14 protein-coding genes are annotated in these 16560 nt (G+C 67.9%); 5 read left to right on the forward strand and 9 right to left on the reverse strand.

What is annotated here, in order from left to right:
- Positions 1-5: 5 nt before the first annotated feature.
- The 3 genes from ACFVJ3_RS06265 to ACFVJ3_RS06275 form a co-directional block, all read right to left on the reverse strand.
- On the reverse strand, positions 6-1280 hold the full coding sequence (locus ACFVJ3_RS06265) for an ABC transporter substrate-binding protein (RefSeq protein WP_378451240.1): 1275 nt from the start codon (positions 1278-1280) through the stop codon (positions 6-8).
- A 159-nt stretch (positions 1281-1439) separates the two neighbouring features.
- Positions 1440-2513 (reverse strand): ABC transporter ATP-binding protein, encoded by a 1074-nt coding sequence (locus ACFVJ3_RS06270; protein WP_378451241.1) that lies wholly within the window; start codon positions 2511-2513, stop codon positions 1440-1442.
- A gap of 334 nt (positions 2514-2847) precedes the next feature.
- Positions 2848-3786, reverse strand: coding sequence for a sucrase ferredoxin (locus tag ACFVJ3_RS06275; RefSeq protein ID WP_378451242.1), 939 nt, complete (start codon positions 3784-3786; stop codon positions 2848-2850).
- A 76-nt stretch (positions 3787-3862) separates the two neighbouring features.
- On the opposite strand from ACFVJ3_RS06275, the gene ACFVJ3_RS06280 reads away from it, so the two are divergent.
- The 4 genes from ACFVJ3_RS06280 (at position 3863) to ACFVJ3_RS06295 (ending at position 7182) form a co-directional block, all read left to right on the forward strand.
- Positions 3863-4816: an ABC transporter substrate-binding protein gene (locus ACFVJ3_RS06280; RefSeq protein WP_378451243.1), complete on the forward strand. Its 954-nt coding sequence runs from the start codon at positions 3863-3865 to the stop codon at positions 4814-4816.
- A 71-nt stretch (positions 4817-4887) separates the two neighbouring features.
- Positions 4888-5706, forward strand: coding sequence for a DUF2786 domain-containing protein (locus tag ACFVJ3_RS06285; protein WP_378451244.1), 819 nt, complete (start codon positions 4888-4890; stop codon positions 5704-5706).
- A complete protein-coding gene (locus ACFVJ3_RS06290; protein ID WP_378451245.1) occupies positions 5703-6227 on the forward strand; it encodes a TIGR04338 family metallohydrolase in 525 nt (174 codons plus the stop codon). The genes ACFVJ3_RS06285 and ACFVJ3_RS06290 overlap by 4 nt, the downstream gene beginning before the upstream one ends.
- A gap of 160 nt (positions 6228-6387) precedes the next feature.
- Entirely contained in the window at positions 6388-7182 is a 795-nt protein-coding gene (locus ACFVJ3_RS06295) for an LLM class F420-dependent oxidoreductase (protein ID WP_378451246.1), read from the forward strand.
- A gap of 68 nt (positions 7183-7250) precedes the next feature.
- Here ACFVJ3_RS06295 and ACFVJ3_RS06300 read toward each other — a convergent pair whose 3' ends face one another.
- Complete coding sequence (locus ACFVJ3_RS06300) at positions 7251-8465, reverse strand: acetyl-CoA C-acetyltransferase (protein ID WP_378451247.1); 1215 nt, start codon at positions 8463-8465, stop codon at positions 7251-7253.
- A 164-nt stretch (positions 8466-8629) separates the two neighbouring features.
- Positions 8630-9469, reverse strand: coding sequence for an SDR family oxidoreductase (locus ACFVJ3_RS06305; protein WP_378451248.1), 840 nt, complete (start codon positions 9467-9469; stop codon positions 8630-8632).
- A gap of 288 nt (positions 9470-9757) precedes the next feature.
- Between ACFVJ3_RS06305 and ACFVJ3_RS06310 the strand changes: the two genes are divergently transcribed.
- Complete coding sequence (locus ACFVJ3_RS06310) at positions 9758-11020, forward strand: PucR family transcriptional regulator (RefSeq protein ID WP_378451249.1); 1263 nt, start codon at positions 9758-9760, stop codon at positions 11018-11020.
- On the opposite strand, the gene ACFVJ3_RS06315 is transcribed toward ACFVJ3_RS06310, so the two are convergent.
- The 4 genes from ACFVJ3_RS06315 to ACFVJ3_RS06330 form a co-directional block, all read right to left on the reverse strand.
- Positions 10973-11605, reverse strand: a complete 633-nt coding sequence (locus ACFVJ3_RS06315; RefSeq protein WP_378451250.1) for an enoyl-CoA hydratase/isomerase family protein — start codon at positions 11603-11605, stop codon at positions 10973-10975. The genes ACFVJ3_RS06310 and ACFVJ3_RS06315 overlap by 48 nt on opposite strands.
- Entirely contained in the window at positions 11602-13035 is a 1434-nt protein-coding gene (locus ACFVJ3_RS06320) for a phytoene desaturase family protein (RefSeq protein ID WP_378451251.1), read from the reverse strand. Before ACFVJ3_RS06320 ends, ACFVJ3_RS06315 begins: the two co-directional genes overlap by 4 nt.
- Entirely contained in the window at positions 13032-14852 is a 1821-nt protein-coding gene (locus tag ACFVJ3_RS06325; RefSeq protein ID WP_378451252.1) for a DUF3556 domain-containing protein, read from the reverse strand. The genes ACFVJ3_RS06320 and ACFVJ3_RS06325 overlap by 4 nt, the downstream gene beginning before the upstream one ends.
- A 71-nt stretch (positions 14853-14923) precedes the next feature.
- Positions 14924-16390, reverse strand: coding sequence for a class I adenylate-forming enzyme family protein (locus ACFVJ3_RS06330; RefSeq protein ID WP_378451253.1), 1467 nt, complete (start codon positions 16388-16390; stop codon positions 14924-14926).
- Positions 16391-16560: the final 170 nt, after the last annotated feature.

Below are 16560 nucleotides of genomic sequence, written 5' to 3' on the forward strand. Positions count from 1 at the left end.
GTGCTCTACGAGCCTGCGGACTGGATGCCGGACTGCATGTCCGTGATCGCCTGATCCACCGACTTCTCACCCTTGATGGCAGCGTAGGCGTTGTCCTGCACGGCCTTCGACACAGCGGGGTAGAACGGCGTGACCGGACGGGGAACGGCGTTCTCGATCGACACCTTCAGCGTCGGCATGAACGGGTAGGCCGCGATGATCTCCGGGTCGTCGTACAGTGCGGCGCGGACCGGCGGCAGCGAGCCCATGGCGATGATCCGCTGAGCCTGCTCACCCTGCAGGAAGGTGAGGAAGTCGCGGGCCGTCGCCTTGTTCTCGGAGTACGCGCTGATGGCGGCGTTGTAGCCACCGAGGGTCGAGGCGCCGATGCCGTCCTTGCCGGGCAGCGGGGCGACCGCGAACTTGCCCTTGACCGCGGACGAATCCTTGTCGGCCGTGCCGTACACGTAGGGCCAGTTGCGCAGGAACAGCGCCTTGCCGTCCTCGAACGCCTTTTGGCTCTCCGGCTCCTTGAACGTGGTGTCCTGGGCCGGGATGTCGCCGTCCTTGAAGTTGTCGACCAGCACCTGCAGGCCGGCGCGGGCCTCGGGGCTGTCGATGGTCGGCGTCTTGCCGTCCTCGCCGACGAACGAGCCGCCGTACGCGTTGATGACCTCGGCGGTGTTCACCGTCAGGCCCTCGTACGGTGCGAACTGACCGGCGTAGCAGTCGATGTTGTTGGTCTTCGCGACCTCACACGCGGCGGCCAGCTCGTCCCACGTCTTCGGTGCGGCGGGCAGCAGGTCGCTGCGGTAGTACAGCAGGCCGCCGTTGGTGTTCTTCGGCGCCGCGTACTGGGTGCCGTTGTAGGTGGCGCTGTCGACCGTGGCGGGGAGGATTCCGGTGTTGTCCACCGCGAACTCGCCGGTCAACGGCTGCAGCCAGCCCTTGGCCGCGAACTCCGCGGTCCAGGGGACGTCGAGTGCCACGACGTCGTAGTCGGACTGCTTGGCCTGCAGGTGCTGGACCAGGTCGTCGTGCGCCTGATCGGCGTCGTTCGACTGCTCCTTGAACGTCACCTGCTCGTCCGGGTGCTCGGCGTTCCATGCGTCGATGATCTGGCGGACGACACCGGTCTCGGTTGTGTCCTTGCCCTCGACGTACGTGATGGGTCCGCGACCGTCGAGGTTCTCCGACGTGGAGTCGCTGCCGCTGTCGCTCGAGCAAGCGGTGAGCGTGACCAGCGAGGCAGCGGTGGCAAACACCGCGGCGCGCCGGACCGCTCTCGAAATCTGAACCATGGAGTCTCCCCGTAGGTAGATGTGGATGAACCCGTTACCGGCACGACGGAACTCGGGGCACCGGCGCGGTGTCGGAACATACTGTGGCATGGAACACCGTCGAAGGCCCGCATTACCCCCGACCTGAATCGGTCAGGAACCGCTCCGGCCACCGCGGGGTCAGCTCAGCCGGTAGCCCTCGGACGCCGAGAACAGGTGCACCTGGGACGGGTCGACGTGCAGTTTCACCAGGTCACCCTTGCGGGGTGGGTTCCGCCAGTCGGCGCGGGCCACCAACTGCTGCGTCTCCCCGTTGACGGTGCTGCGGCCGTAGATGTAGGCGTCGGATCCGAGTTCCTCCACCACCGCGACCTCCATCGGGATGCCGGTGGTCGACAGTTCCAGGTGTTCGGGGCGGATCCCGACGACCACCTGACGCTCGTCGCTGTCGGCACGCAGCTGCCGGGGCAGCGGGATGGTCGCGTCGCCGAGCACGACGCCGTCGGACGTGATCGGCAGCGTGAAGAGGTTCATCGACGGCGACCCCATGAAACCGGCGACGAACACGTTGACGGGCTTGTTGTAGAGGTCGCGGGGCGACGCGCACTGCTGCAGCACCCCGTCCTTCAGCACCGCCACCCGGTCGCCCATCGTCATGGCCTCGACCTGGTCGTGCGTCACGTACACCATGGTGGTCTCGAGGCGGCGCTGCAGCTGCGCGATCTGGGTGCGCGTCTGCACCCGAAGCTTGGCGTCGAGGTTGGACAGCGGCTCGTCCATCAGGAACACCTGCGGCTGCCGGACGATGGCGCGTCCCATCGCGACACGCTGCCGCTGGCCGCCGGACAGCGCCTTCGGCTTGCGGTCCAGGTACGGCTCGAGGTCGAGGAGTTTCGCCGTCTCCTCGACGCGCGTGCGGATGTCGTCCTTCGCGGCGCCGGCGAGCTTGAGCGCGAAACCCATGTTCTCGGCCACCGACATGTGTGGGTACAGCGCATAGTTCTGGAACACCATCGCGATGTCGCGTTCCTTGGGTTCCTGGGTGGTGACGTCGCGGTCACCGATGAGGATCCGCCCGCTGTGGACGTCCTCGAGCCCGGCCAGCATCCGCAGCGACGTCGACTTGCCGCAGCCGGACGGGCCGACGAGGACCAGGAACTCACCGTCCTCGATCTTCAGGTCGAGCGTATCGACGGCCGGCTTGTCCGAGCCGGGGAACAGGCAGGTGGCACCGTCATAGGTCACTGTGGCCATGAACGTCGAAGTCCCTTCTACCCGGCGCCGCGCACAGGTGCGTGAAAATGTACCTGTTGACGCACTTTCTCACTCACCTGTGGGTCGGCGGATGATCGGCTCGCACAACCGCCGTCAGTCCTCCTCGCGCCGCCACCGATGTCGATGCGGCCGAATTACCCTCGGTCCGAATCGCGTTGGCCACATTCATGTACAGGTTTCTCCACAGGTGGGGATGAACGCCTCGATGGGTCGGGGGCGTGAATGCCGCGTGAACACCATGAGTCGCGGGTGTGACCGTAACGAGACCTCCTGCCGCAGGGGCGCTTCGCGCCCGTGCGCCTTTTTGGTTGTCCTAGCTACCAGAACGGCGCACGGGTGGCGGAGCCGCCTCGAACCGGTCCGGGCTGTCCACGACACCCGCGCTGCAGGCGGTCAGGCGGGGTTCGGTGCGGGTCGTGCGCACCCGGACCCGGTCGGTGCCGTCCGGGTGCCGGACCAGGACGTCGGTGTCGCCGTCCGGTCGCGGGACCGCCGACAGCGGGGTCACGTCGTCGAGTCCGAGCAACGACCGCTCGACCCTGACGGTGTGCTCGGCGAACTGCAGCACCGGGTCGTCGGTGCACCGGCCGCGGTAGTGTTCGAGCACCACCCGTCCGCGATCATGCTCGGCGACAATGTGTTCCGCGGCCTCCGCGGTGACCCGGCCGTAGTAGATGCCCGACGGCAGGCACACCACGGTCGCGGCGAACCGGTCGCCGCCGACGTGCGTCGACTCCCAGACCCGTCCGTCGCGGTGGCCGAGACCGGTGACGACGGGGCGTCCGAACGACGCGCAGCAGGCGTCCTTCTTGCCGTGGGTACAGACCAGGAAGAGTGATTCGGTGGCGTCGAGGCGTTCCCCTCGGCCGGGCGGCAGATTCGTGAGGTCCAGGTCGAGATCGAGCAGTTCCCGGTCCTCGCGCACCAGCAGTCGCTCCGCCCAGCCCTCGGTGCGTCCGGGACGCACTAGGTAGACGTGACGTCCGGCGGCGACGTCGCGGCGCTGCCGGGTGCGGATCAGCACCGGACGCACCCCCTCATCGGCGCACCGGACGGCGAGCGCGTCGCCGAGGACCGGATCGAGGCGGCTCTGCCGGAGCCGGTCGCGACCCCACGGTCCGGGTTGCTCGATCAGCAGCCAGCCCCGCACCCGGGGCGCGGTGCCGCACAACGGCTCCTGGAGTGACCGGGAAAGCGCCGCGCACGCCGGTGGCGTCCACCCCTCGGGCGACGTCGTCGTCTGCACGCTCACGCAACAGACTGTATAAGGTTAGGTTCGCCTACCTTCTACCCCCTTCGAGATCGAGGTCCAGGATGCGTTCAGCTACGTGCTCCCGAATGTCACCGACGTCCAATGGCAGGAGATCGTCGACGCCCTGACGCGACGAGAATTCGGTGCCGGGCTGGGAGCAGCCGCGCTGGCCGCCCTCACCGCCGCATGCGCGCGACCCGACGCCGCAACGGGCAGCGACAGCAGCGGGCACCGCACCGTCACCCACGCCATGGGCACGACAACGGTGAGCAACCGGCCCAGTCGCATCGTCGCCCTCGACAGCCTGCCCATCGACACCGTCGTCACGCTCGGGAAGACACCGGTCGGCGCGGCTCAGGCAGGCTCCGCCGACGCGCTGCCTGCCTACCTCGGCGGCGGACTGGACAGCACCACCGTCGTCGGGTCGATCGCCGAACCGAACCTCGAGGCGATCGCCGCGTTGCAGCCCGACCTCATCCTCAGCAGCAAGCAGCGGCACGGCGACCTGTACGACGCGCTGTCGGCGATCGCGCCCACCGTGTTCGCGGTGTCGCCGGCGGTCGACTGGCAGGGGACGCTGCGGTTGTTCGCCGAGGCCATGGGGGAGACGGAAGCAGCCGAGCAGAAGCTGTCGGCGTTCCACGCCCGCACCGCCGCATTGAGCGAAACCAACCGGGGCCGCACCGCGCACGTCATCCGCGTGATGGACGACGGTCTGCGCCTCCACGGACCCGGCACGTTCTCCGGTTCCGTGCTGACCGCGGCCGGCTACACCATCACTGGACAGCCGTGGGACGCGAAGAACGACATGTCCGAGATCTCACTCGAGAACGTCGCCCAGATCGACTCCGACATCGCGTTCGTCGCCAACACGTCCGCACCGGGGGAACTGGGGATCGACCCCGCACTCGTCGGGCAGATGGGGCCGTCACGACGCGACGGCGTCCGCCAGACCGACTACCGGGTGTGGATCACCGGCATCGGTCTCACCGGCGCAAACCTGATCCTCGACGACCTCGAGCGGCTGTAGGCGCTTCGCGCCCGTGCGCCTTTTTGGTAGCGCCGACGACCAGAAAGGCGCACGGGCGCTAGCCTCCCCTGGTGAGTTCCGACAAGATGCTGACCCGCATCGGTGGGCTCCTCCGGCAGGCGGAATCCACCGACAACCCGCACGAGGGCGAGGCCTTCATGGCCGCCGCCCAACGGCTCGCGACCGCCGCCTCGATCGACCTCGCGGTGGCGCGTGCACACGCGGCGGGCAGGGAGAAGCGGGCCACTCCCACGCAGCGCCTGATCACGATCGGCGAACCGGGCAAGAAGGGGTTGCGGACGTACGCGCAGCTGTTCCTGGTGATCGCCGCCGCCAACGACGTCCAGTGCGACATCGCCCAGACGTCGGCCGTCATCTACGCATACGGGTTCGCGGGCGACATCGATGTCTGCGAGGCCCTGTACGCGAGCCTGCTGATCCAGATGGTCCGGGCGTCCGACGCGTACATCAAGTCGGGGGAGTACCGCAGCGAGACGACGGTGCGGACGCAAATCGAGAAGCGCGGACGCCGCCGGGTCGCGACACGGGTGCGACGCCCCGTCGCCGGTGTCACCGCCCGGTTGAATTTCCAGCTCGCCTACGCCGCGCGGATCGGGCAGCGCCTCGCCGACGCGAAGAAGGAGGCCGAGGAGCAGGCAGTGTCCGTGCTGGAGTCGTCGGCGGAGACGGCGCTGGTCCTGCGCGACAAGCAGCTCGAGCTGAAGGACTACTACTCGGAGAACTCGCAGGCCCGCGGGATGTGGCGAGGAGGGCGGGCGTCCGCCGGACATTCGTCGAGCGCCCGCCGGGCCGGCGACCGCGCCGCCCGGACCGCCCGCCTGAGCAACTCACCCGAACTGTCGACCTCCCGAAAGCAGATCCCGTCGTGAAGCGACCCCGCGACACCCAGCGGACCGCCGTGTACGACGCGGAAGCCCTCGTGCGCACCATGTTCGACCGCGCCGACGAGCGCGGGCTGCGCGTCGTCGACGTTCTCGGGTCGCAGGTGACGCTGCCGGTGGAACGCAAGTTCGCGTCGATCGACTCGGTGCAGGACTACGTGGACCGGGTGCTCGCCCTGAACTGGGTGCGGTCCACATGGACGCGGGCGGCCACCCCGATTCACGTCCGCGCGCGGTCGGGCAACAAGGCCGCCCACTACGAAAACGATTGCGCGACAATCGCGGTACCCGAGCATCGGAACGGGAGCGCCTGGGCGTTCCGCGAACTGGTGGTGCTCCACGAGATCGCCCATCACCTCGATCCGTCCGACCCCGAGTACCCGACGGTCGCGCCGCACGGACCGGAGTACGTGGACCGCTACCTCACCCTGGTCGGGGAGATCATCGGCCCCGAGGCGGCATTCGTCCTGCGGACCATGCTCCTCGCGGGCGGGGTGCGGCTGAACTGAGGCGGCGACCGCCGGGTGGATGTACCTTTCGACGCACCTGAGGCGTCGGACGGCACATTCGCCCGCTCAGATCGTCCGCTCGGCGGGTTCATTGTGCGCCCGGCCGTCGCGCGAGCACTATGGATCGAGAAGGCCCAACGTCTACTCCGAGGAGCCACGAATGACTCGTCCAGTTCGCATCGGTGTCCAACTTCAGCCGCAGCACGCGCCCGACTACGGGATGATCCGCGACGCGGTGCTGCGGGCCGAGGACGCCGGCGTCGACATCGTCTTCAATTGGGATCACTTCTATCCGCTGTACGGCGATCCGGCCGGCGCCCACTTCGAGTGCTGGACGATGCTCGGGGCGTTCGCCGAGCAGACGGAGCGAGTGGAGATCGGCGCGCTCGTCACGTGTGCCGGCTACCGGAACCCGGACCTCCTCGCCGACATGGCCCGCACCGTCGATCACATCAGCGGCGGACGGCTGATCCTGGGCATCGGCTCGGGCTGGTTCGAGCGCGACTACGACGAGTACGGCTACGAATTCGGTACCGCGGGGTCACGGCTCGACCTGCTCGCCGAGTATCTTCCGCGGATCACCGCCCGGTTCGGCAAGCTGGAACCCGCACCCACCCGGCACATTCCGATCCTCATCGGCGGTGGCGGCGAGAAGAAGACGTTGCCGCTGGTCGGGAAATACGGCGACATCTGGCACAGCTTCAGCGACATGGACACGTACAAGAGAAAGTCGGGGATCCTCGCCGGGTACGCACAGGATGCCGGACGCAGCCCCGACAGCATCCAGCACTCCACATCGTGGCCGGGTGTCGAGGACGCGGCAGCCCAAGTCGACGCCGGCGTCACCCTCTTCACCGTAGGTGTGGGCGGTCCCGACTACGACCTCAGCACTCTGAAGGAGGCCATCGCCTGGCGCGACGAGAACACCCCGCCGCCGCTGTCCGGCCTGGCGTAGGCGCTTCGCACCCGTGCGCCTTTCTGGTAGCCGGAACAACCAAAAAGGCGCACGGGTGGCGGAGCCGCCTACAGCCGTTCGAGGACCATGGCCATGCCCTGTCCGCCTCCGACGCACATGGTTTCGAGGCCGAACTGCTTGTCGTGGGTGGTCAGGTTGTTGAGCAGCGTGGCGGTGATGCGGGCGCCGGTCATGCCGAAGGGGTGACCGAGGGCGATCGCGCCGCCGGAGATGTTGAGCTTGTCCTCGTCGATGTTCAGCTCCCGCGCCGACCCGATCACCTGGACGGCGAACGCCTCGTTGATCTCGACGAGGTCGATGTCGGAGATGCCCAGTCCCGCGATGGCGAGGGCCCGCTTGGACGCCTCGATCGGGCCGAGACCCATGATCTCCGGCGACAGCCCGGACACCCCGGTGGACACGATCCGGGCCAGCGGGGTCAGCCCCAGCTCCTTGGCCTTGGTGTCGGACATGATCACCAGGGCGGCGGCGCCGTCGTTGAGCGGGCACGCGTTGCCGGCGGTGACGGTGCCGTCCGGACGGAAGACGGGCTTGAGCTGGCTGACGGCCTCGTAGGTGGTGCCGGCGCGGGGGCCGTCGTCCTTCGTCACGACGGTGCCGTCGGGCAGGGTGACCGGGGTGATCTCCCGTGCGAAGAAGCCGTTGTTGATGGCCTCCTCGGCGCGGTTCTGGGAGCGCACCGCCCAGCGGTCCTGCTCCTCGCGGGTGATGCCGGTGATCTGGGCGACGTTCTCGGCGGTCTGGCCCATCGCGATGTAGGTGTCGGGGACCAGGCCCTCCTCGCGGGGGTCGACCCACTGCCGCCCGCCCTGGGCGAGCTTCTCGGTGCGGGTCTGTGCGTCGGCGTACAGCGGGTTCTGGGTGTCGGGCAGCGAGTCGGAGTTGCCCTTGACGAACCGGGAGACGGTCTCGACGCCGGCGGAGATGAACACGTCGCCCTCACCGGCCTTGATCGCGTGCAGGGCCATGCGGGTGGTCTGCAGCGACGACGAACAGTACCGGGTGATGGTGGTGCCGGGGATGAAGTCGTAGCCGAGCTGGACCGCGACGTTGCGGCCCATGTTGAACCCCTGCTCGCCGCCGGGCAGGCCGCAGCCCAGGATCAGGTCGTTGATGTCGGTGGGGTCGAGGGCGGGCACCTTGTCGAGTGCCGCCTGGACCATCTGCGCGGCCAGGTCGTCGGGGCGCATGCCCTTGAGCGACCCCTTCATGGCGCGACCGATCGGGGAACGGGCGATGGAGACGATGACGGCCTCGGGCATGGGTAACTCCTACCGATTGACGTGGTGGACGGCAGTCGGTGCGGACCTGCAGCCCCTCAGTTCTAAGCATATGCTTATTTTCTAAGCGTTTGCATATATTGTCCGCGGCGGCGGCGTGGTGTCAACCCCCGGACGCCCGCGGTGGTGCTCGATGGGGCCGGATGTCATCCGGAGACCACCGCGTCGACGAAGATGTCGATCGCGAGGGGCGGAGTACCTCCGTAGCTTGTGAAATCGGTGACGCCGGCTTCGGCGAGAACCTCGACGTCGAGAAGGGTTCGGCCGTTGTCGGTGCCGGCGGGACGGCTGAGGAGTTCGATTGCCGCGTCGGCCATGATTTCCGGGGACCGCGCGTGCTGCAGACTCGCGTCGCCGCCGAGCAGGTTGCCCACGGCCGCTGTCGCGATCGTCGTCTGCGGCCACAGACAGTTGCTGGACAGAGCTACCTCCGCGTACTCGGCGGCGATCCCCAGCGCCGCCAGCGTCATCCCGTACTTTGCGAGCATGTATCCGGGGTGGGCGCCCAGCCACTGCGGTGACATGTTGAGCGGAGGGGAGAGGGTCAGTACGTGAGGGCTCGCCGACTTCTGCAGGTAGGGCAGGCAGGCGCGGGTCAGCGCGAAAGTGCCGCGCACATTCACCTGCTGCATCAGATCGAACCTCTTGAGCGTGAGGTCCTCAGTCTTCGAGATGTCGAGCACGCTCGCGTTGTTGACCACGATGTCGACGCCACCGAAGTTGTCGCGGGCGGTGTCGACGGCCCGGGCGATGTCGCTGCCGTTGCGGACGTCACCGACCACCGGCACGGCATGTCCACCCAGTTCGTTCAGTTCACTGACGGCGGTATGAATGGTTCCGGGCAGTCGCGGGTCGGGAGTGTCGGTCTTGGCGAGCAGGACAACGTTCCCCCCTCGACTGGCGAGGGCGCGCGCGATCGCGAGGCCGATGCCACGACTTCCGCCGGACATGACAGCGGTTCGGCCATGGAAACTGTTGTCGTTCATCGCATTCCTTCGTTCTTCTGGTGAGGAGGAAACCTGCTCATGCCCCGTGGGCAGGGGGACGCACCCGGCTCTCGTCAAGAGTCTCGTGGCGTCGAACGAGCGCTCCTCACGGTAGAAGAGCCCGTCCGGCCTTGACCACGTCTCCGAAGCACCAATGATCGGCCGGCTTTTGTCCTGCCCGGACAAGAGCCCCCTCGGCCTGTTGGACTCATGCGCGACAGTTCGCTGGTAGAAGAGATTTCCGGTGAACGGGTACCTGCGGTGCCGACACCCTCTATTGTCCTCACCATGGCTTCACACGACGAGCGCGTCGCGCTCCTGGTCGGACGCATCGCAGCTTCACTCAACCAGCGGCTGGTGCCACTGACCGGCGACATCACCGAAGTGCTCTATGCGGAGATCCCGGATCTGCGCGCTGATCGACAGTTGTTCGATCTCCTCGGTGCAAGTGTGGAGAGCAATCTCGACACCATCTTCCACACGCTTCAGCACGATATCGACCCGGACATCCTGGATGCGCCGGCAGCCGCCATGGAGTACGCGAGACGGCTTGCCCAGCACGGGGTTCCCGTCAATGCTCTGGTGCGCGCCTATCGGCTGGGGCAGACCAACTTGCTCGGACTCGTGTTCGACGAGCTGGGCGGAGCTGCGGTCCCGTCCGAGCTCGGTGTGCCGGTACTCCAACGCATCATCACCGTCATGTCGGTGTACATCGACAGGGTCTCGCAGCAGGTCGTCGAAGTCTACGAGCGTGAACGTGAGCGTTGGCTGGCGCACCAGAGCGGTGTCCGGGCTGTTCGCGTGCAGGAGATACTGGCAGGCAACGACGATCCGGACGCCGGTGCCGCCCTCAATTATGTTCTGCTTCAACGTCACCTCGCCGCGATCATCTGGGTGTCCGACACCGATGCGGGTGACATGCTGGCGAGGATCGAGGCCGCGGCACACGACGTCGCCGGCTTCATCGGGGGCGTGACCGACCCGTTGTTCGTGGCCGCGGACCGGGTCACCGGTTGGGTGTGGATCCCACTGGGTGCACGGAAAGCTGCGCGACGCGGGTACGGCGAACTGGGCGACTTTCTCACCGGGCGGTATCCGGGTCTCGCGATGTCCGTGGGCGGGGTAGCACACGGCCCGAGCGGGTTTCGCCACTCTCACGGTGGCGCGCAACGCGCCCGGGCGCTCGCACTCGCCGCCGGCCGGAACGCCCCCGTCGTCACCGCCTACGACGAACCGGGGGTGTCCACGGTCTCCCTGCTGATCGACGACCTGGCCGCGACCCGCGCCTGGGTACACGCCGTCCTGCGTGGGCTGGCAGCCGACAGCGACAACGCCGCCCGCCTGCGTGACACCGTGCAGGTCTATCTCGCGAACAATCTCAGCAACGTCACCGCGGCGAAAGAACTAGGCCTGCACTACAACTCCGTGAAGTACCGGGTCAAGCGTGCAGCCGAGGAACGCGGTGAGGATTTCACCCGTGATCGGCTCGCAGTCGAACTTGCACTACTCGCGTGTCAATGGCTGGGGCCGGCAGTTTTGACACCCGGCTGATTGCCCTCGCCGAAAATGCGGTGCCCCGGCGCGGCGCCGACGCGTCACCGCCGCGGCGATCCCCTCCGGCGCGGGCGGTGTGACCGCCAGTGCCCGCGCCAGCCGCCAGGATTCGGGCAACACTTCGTGCGGATGCACGATCCGATCGATGATCCCGCAACGCAACGCCCTTTCCGGTTCGAGGATGTCCGCCGTGAACACCGAGTCCCGTGCCTGCCGTGGCCACAGCGTGGCCTCGGAGCTGACGATGGCGGCGTCACACCCGAGGATGAGGTCGAGGCCTCCATCCGACGCCAGTCCGTTCACGGCGGCGATCAGCGGTTTGCCGACCTGATGACGAACGAAGTCGGCGAACCCCCGGTACGCGCTCATCCGCCCGGCGGTCAGCGCCGAGATGTCCGCAACGGCGCAGAACGTGTCTCCTGTACCGGTGACGATGCCCACCCGAAGGCCTTGATCACCCGCGAACGTGTCCATCGCCGCACTGAACGCGGCGGACATCTCGGCGTCCGCGACGTTCCCGTCTCCGGGACGGTCCAGAGTGATCACGGCAATCGAACCGTGCCGGTCGACGACTGCGTTCACAGGACGTCGCCTCCGCGCCGCCGCAGGTAGCGCAGCGCGGACTGGGCGGCGTTGTACCCGCTCATCCCGTGCGCGCCTGCCCCCGGCGGCGTCGATGCGGAGCACAGGTAGGTGCCCGGCACTCCGGTGCTGTAGGGGTCGAGGGCGATCCGTGGTCGCAGTACCACCTGGGTCTCGGTGTTGGCGCCGCCGATGATGTCGCCGCCGACGTAGTTCGGGTTCGACGCCGCCAGCCGGACCGGCCCGCTGCTCACGGTGGCCACGATACGGTCGCGGAACCCCGGGGCGAACCGTTCGATCTGCGCGACCACCGCCTCGGTGGCGTCGCCCGAATAGCCATGCGGAACATGGGCGTACGCGTACAGGGGGTGCAGGTCGCCCTTCGACCGGCCGGGGTCGGCGAGGTACTGCTGGCCGACGAGGACGAAGGGGCGCGTCGGCATCCGGCCCGTCGCGACGTCACGTTCGGCGTCGGCGATCTCCGCGAAAGTGCCACCCAGGTGGACGGTCCCGGCCAGGCCGCAGTCGGGGTTCGTCCACGGAACGCCGCCTTCGACGGCGAAGTCGACCTTGAACGCCGCCGGGCCGTGCCGGAAGCGGCGGTAAGCCTTCGCGACCCGGGACGGCATCCGGTCGCCGAGGATGTCGACGGCGGCGGACGGGGCGACGTCGAGCAGAACGACGTCCGCGGGCGGAAGGTCGCGGCTGCCGCGGACCCGGGTGCCCGTGGTGATCTTGCCGCCCCAATCGGTGAGCATCGCGGCGAGCGCGGTGGTGATGGACTGCGATCCGCCCTCGGCGACCGGCCAGCCGTAGCGGTGTCCGGCGGCCACGATCATCAACCCGACCGCGGACGTGGCGGGACGGTCGAGGCGGTAGTAGGCGTGGGCGGCGACCCCGCCGAACAGCGCTCGGCCCTTCTCGGTGCGCCACCACCGGGCGGTGGCGGTCGCGGGCAGTAATGCCCGGGGCCCGAAGCTCGCGAGCTTCAGGGGGTGTCGCGGGACGTTCGCGATCGGTCGCATCAGGTCGGCGGCGAGGTCGTCGAAGCCGTCGGCGAGCCCGCCGAACATCCGCTGCCAGCGGGTTCCGTCGGCGCCGAGGCCGGCGGCGGTCGCGTGGACGGAGCGGTGCAGGAGTCCGGCGTCACCGGTGTCGAGGGGGTGGGCGCAGTCGATGTCGGCCCACTTCCACTTCAGGCCGTAGCGTTCGAGGTCGAGGGTCTGCAGGTACGGCGACCCGGCGCCCATGGGGTGGAAGGCGGAGCAGTTGTCGTGCACGAGTCCGGGGACGGTGAGTTCCGCGGACCGGGTGCCGCCGCCGATGGTGTCGGCCGCCTCGAGGACCTGCACCTCGACACCGTGGCGGGCGAGGTGGACCGCGGCAGCGAGCCCGTTGGGCCCGCTGCCGACCACGACTGCGGTGGTCACGGCCGCACCGCCGCACTATTGTCCGGCACCGTCGCCTCCTGCGTACTCGACCTGGCAATGTCTCCCTCCAGTGTCCACTGCACGTCGAACGGGATGGGACCGTTCGGCAGCCACGGTTGCTCGGCGATGGCGTCGGCGACCTTGTAGGTGCCGCGTTCGATCACGCCGAGGGCGGCGTCGATCACCTTGTATTCCTGGACGCCCTTGTGGATCGGTTGCGACTCGATCCAGGCGATGAGGAACTCGCCTGGGGCGAAGTTGCAGCGGCGCTGGAGCGCGGCGATCAGGTGTTCGTTGTGCAGGTGCCCGTCGCCGAAGTTGAACGCCACCAGTGAGTTACAGCTGAATTCGGCCTCACGCAGGGAGTAGGTGTCGATGTTGTCGCCGAGTTGCCGGCTCATCAGTGAGAGCAAGGCGCGGCCCTGACTGTGCATCGACCGCCAGCCCAGCAGCTGGTGCATCACGACGTCGGCCACCTCGGGCGGGTAGGTCGCCAGCAACTGGGTGCGGGTGTTCTGGCTGGGCCGCTTGACGAACTGGTCGAGCTTGTCCTCCGCGCCCGGCGCGAAGGCCCAGGTCGCCGACGCCCAATTGCCCGCGTATTGGCGCATCGAGGGCAGGAACGAGACGAGGTCGGGGCGCAGGTTCCCGAGGATGGGGAAGAACACCAGTGCCGCGATGATCACGGCGAGCAGCAGCGGGGACGAGAAGTCTCCCAATCCGAAGCCGTTGGCGTTCGGGAAGCCGAGGAACAGGAACACCGACGCGTAGGCGAACAGCAGGTTCCACTCGAGCGGAACTGCAAGCGGGAACGTCGACAGGATGAACAGGTGGAACGCCACCATCAGCGCGACCGCGAGCAGGGTGACGGTGCCGTTCGTGGTGAACAGCAGCACCAGCGGCGTGACCACCTCGACGACGGTGCCGAGGACGTGGGCGACCCCACCGGCGACGAGCGACGGCCGCAGGTCGTTCGGGAAGCTGCGGTAGTGGGCGCGCTTGATCGACTTGAACGGCAACCAGGGGGTGTTGGACAGCATCGGAGGCACGACCATCGAGAAGTGGTGGCCCAGCTTGGAGACGCCGGCGCCGACCCACACCGACACGATGAGCAGCTTCAGCGCGACGATCATGTCCACGAACGGAAGGACACCGAAGAAGACGACGGCCGGGAAGTACTGTTCGCCGCGCGCTGCGATGTAGACGACCTTGTCGCGCAGCCCGATCACGACCAGCAAGACGATCAGCGGCAACAGAAGCGTGGGATTCACCAGGCCGTGGTTGCCGGGCAGCACTGCGTCGATGGACGGTGTGTGCACGCCGGCGAACCCGAGCGCCAGGGCGAGGTTGACGAGGATGGCGAGATAGACGAGAACGTCGAACACGGTGCGGGTGTCACCGGACGTCAGCGGCACCTTCCCCGGCCACGGTGGCAGCCGGATGGTGCCGGGTCGCAACCAGAACAGGGCGCCGCCCATCATGGGCTTGAAGTGCCCGGCGAGCGGCCCCCAGGAACCACCCAGTCCGAGGATCTCGATCAGCATCGTCCACAGGATCAGCTTCTGATACACGACCGGGGCGTTCCACCATGCACCGACGTCGAGGACGTTGTACCCGGAGGTGAAGGTCGCGATGGACAGACCCACACCGAGATAGAGGACGAGTAGTTTCAGGATGTAGATGGTGTGCACCATCTTCGGGGTCCCGAAGCCGTAGTCGACCCAGTGCGTCGACATGGCGCGGATGCGGTCGAAGAACGGGCGGTCGAGGAAGGTGGCGGGGTCGACGTCGGGAAAGTTCCCGGTTTTGAATCCCATGGGAGGCTCCTGGGCTGAGGTGGGTAGGGGTCATCGCCTCGGGTGGGTCCCGAGGTGTGGGGCGTACTGGATCAGCTGACGGCGGCAGGCCGGTGGCGGCTGCGCAGGCCGGGCTTGTCGATCTTGCCGACGGGGTTGCGCGGCAGAGCGTCGACGACGTGAATAGACACGGGCAGTTTGACTTTCGTGAGGCATCCTCGGAGGTGGTCGGTGAGCTGGTCGCCGGTGACGGGGCTGTCGGGGTAGGTGACGACGTACGCGACGGGCACCTCGCCGTACACCTCGTGTGGTGCGCCGATCACCGCTGCCTCGAGCACGCCGTCGTGGGTGGCGAGGGCGTTCTCGATCTCCTTGGGGTAGATGTTCTCGCCGCCGCGGATGATCATGTCCTTGATCCGGTCGACGAGGGTGAGGTAGCCGTCCTCGTCGAGGCGGCCGACGTCGCCGGTGTGCAGCCAACCGTCGACGACGGTCCGTGTGGTCTCCTCGGAGCGTCCCCGGTAACCGTGCATGACGTTGGCACCTGCGACGATCACCTCTCCGGTGACGCCGACGGGCAGGTGCTCGCCGTCGGGTCCGGCGATGGCGATCCGCTGCCCGGGCAGCGCCGGGCCCACCGTGCCGAGCTTGCGGACACCGCCGGGCGGGTTGCACGCCGACGCGCAGGTGCCCTCGGTGAGCCCGTACCCCTCGACGATGACGAGTCCGAAACGCTGCTCGGCACGGTCGAGGAGTTCCTTGGAGATCGGTGCCGCCCCGCAGACCGCGAACCGCAGCGACGAGGTGTCGCCGACGGTGTCCTGGGAGACCAGGAGGGCGTAGATGGTCGGGACCGCGGAGAAGTACGTCGGCCGCAGCCTGGCGACGTCGTCGAAGAACCGGGCCGGCGAGAACCGTCCGGTGACGCTCAACTGCCCCCCGGCCAGCATCGGCGCGAGGAAGCTCACGCAGATCGCGTTGACGTGAAACAGCGGCAGGACGAGCAGGCAGTGGTCGGCGGCCGTGAGCGAGAAGTGCTCGACCATCGACGAACTCATGAACTGCAGGTTGTCGTGGGTGAGCATGACCCCCTTGGGGCGTCCCGTCGAACCGGACGTGTAGATGAGGAGTGCGATGTCGTCGCCGGACGGGCCACTGTCGGGGGCCCAGTTCGGGCGCGGGGTCGTCGCCATGTCGGCCACGGCGATCGTCGGGCGGCCGCCGGAGGGTGCGCCCGGTCCCTCGTTGACGACGAGGACGGCCTCGGCGTCCGCGAACTGGTATTCCGCCTCGACGGCGGTGAACGTGGGGTTGACCGGGGTCGCGGTCGAGCCGATCCGCCACGCGGCCATCAGGGCGACCAGGAGTTCCGCCCGGTTGGGCAGCATCACGGCGACGACGTCCCCGCTCCGGACGCCGTTATCTGTCAGTTGCGTCGCGAACGCATCCACGCGGTCGGCGAACTGCCGGTAGGTGAGGTCGAGGTGGTCGTCGCGCAGGCACGGTGCGTCACCACGTGCTGTCGCGAGGTCCCAAGCGAAATAGCCGATGTCCGACACGGTTTCGATCCCCTTCAGTGGTGGTGTGATCCACGACACTATGCAGGGGGAGTGAGATGCGGAATATTCCGTGGGGCTCGAGTTTGCGCGGGGATTTGTCCGCCGGAGACAAGCGGCTCCGCCGCCCGTGAGCGGCCAAGGAGTCCAGAGACTCGTTGACCACGCAGGGA

The organism is Rhodococcus sp. NPDC127593 (genome assembly GCF_042671975.1).
Classification (GTDB): domain Bacteria; phylum Actinomycetota; class Actinomycetes; order Mycobacteriales; family Mycobacteriaceae; genus Rhodococcus_F.

Coding starts and splice junctions, on each gene's coding strand:
- ACFVJ3_RS06265 (WP_378451240.1), bottom strand. CDS start 1,280: ATGGTTCAGATTTCGAGAGCGGTCCGGCGCGCCGCGGTGTTTGCCACC.
- ACFVJ3_RS06270 (WP_378451241.1), bottom strand. CDS start 2,513: ATGGCCACAGTGACCTATGACGGTGCCACCTGCCTGTTCCCCGGCTCG.
- ACFVJ3_RS06295 (WP_378451246.1), top strand. CDS start 6,388: ATGACTCGTCCAGTTCGCATCGGTGTCCAACTTCAGCCGCAGCACGCG.
- ACFVJ3_RS06300 (WP_378451247.1), bottom strand. CDS start 8,465: ATGCCCGAGGCCGTCATCGTCTCCATCGCCCGTTCCCCGATCGGTCGC.
- ACFVJ3_RS06305 (WP_378451248.1), bottom strand. CDS start 9,469: ATGAACGACAACAGTTTCCATGGCCGAACCGCTGTCATGTCCGGCGGA.
- ACFVJ3_RS06310 (WP_378451249.1), top strand. CDS start 9,758: ATGGCTTCACACGACGAGCGCGTCGCGCTCCTGGTCGGACGCATCGCA.
- ACFVJ3_RS06325 (WP_378451252.1), bottom strand. CDS start 14,852: ATGGGATTCAAAACCGGGAACTTTCCCGACGTCGACCCCGCCACCTTC.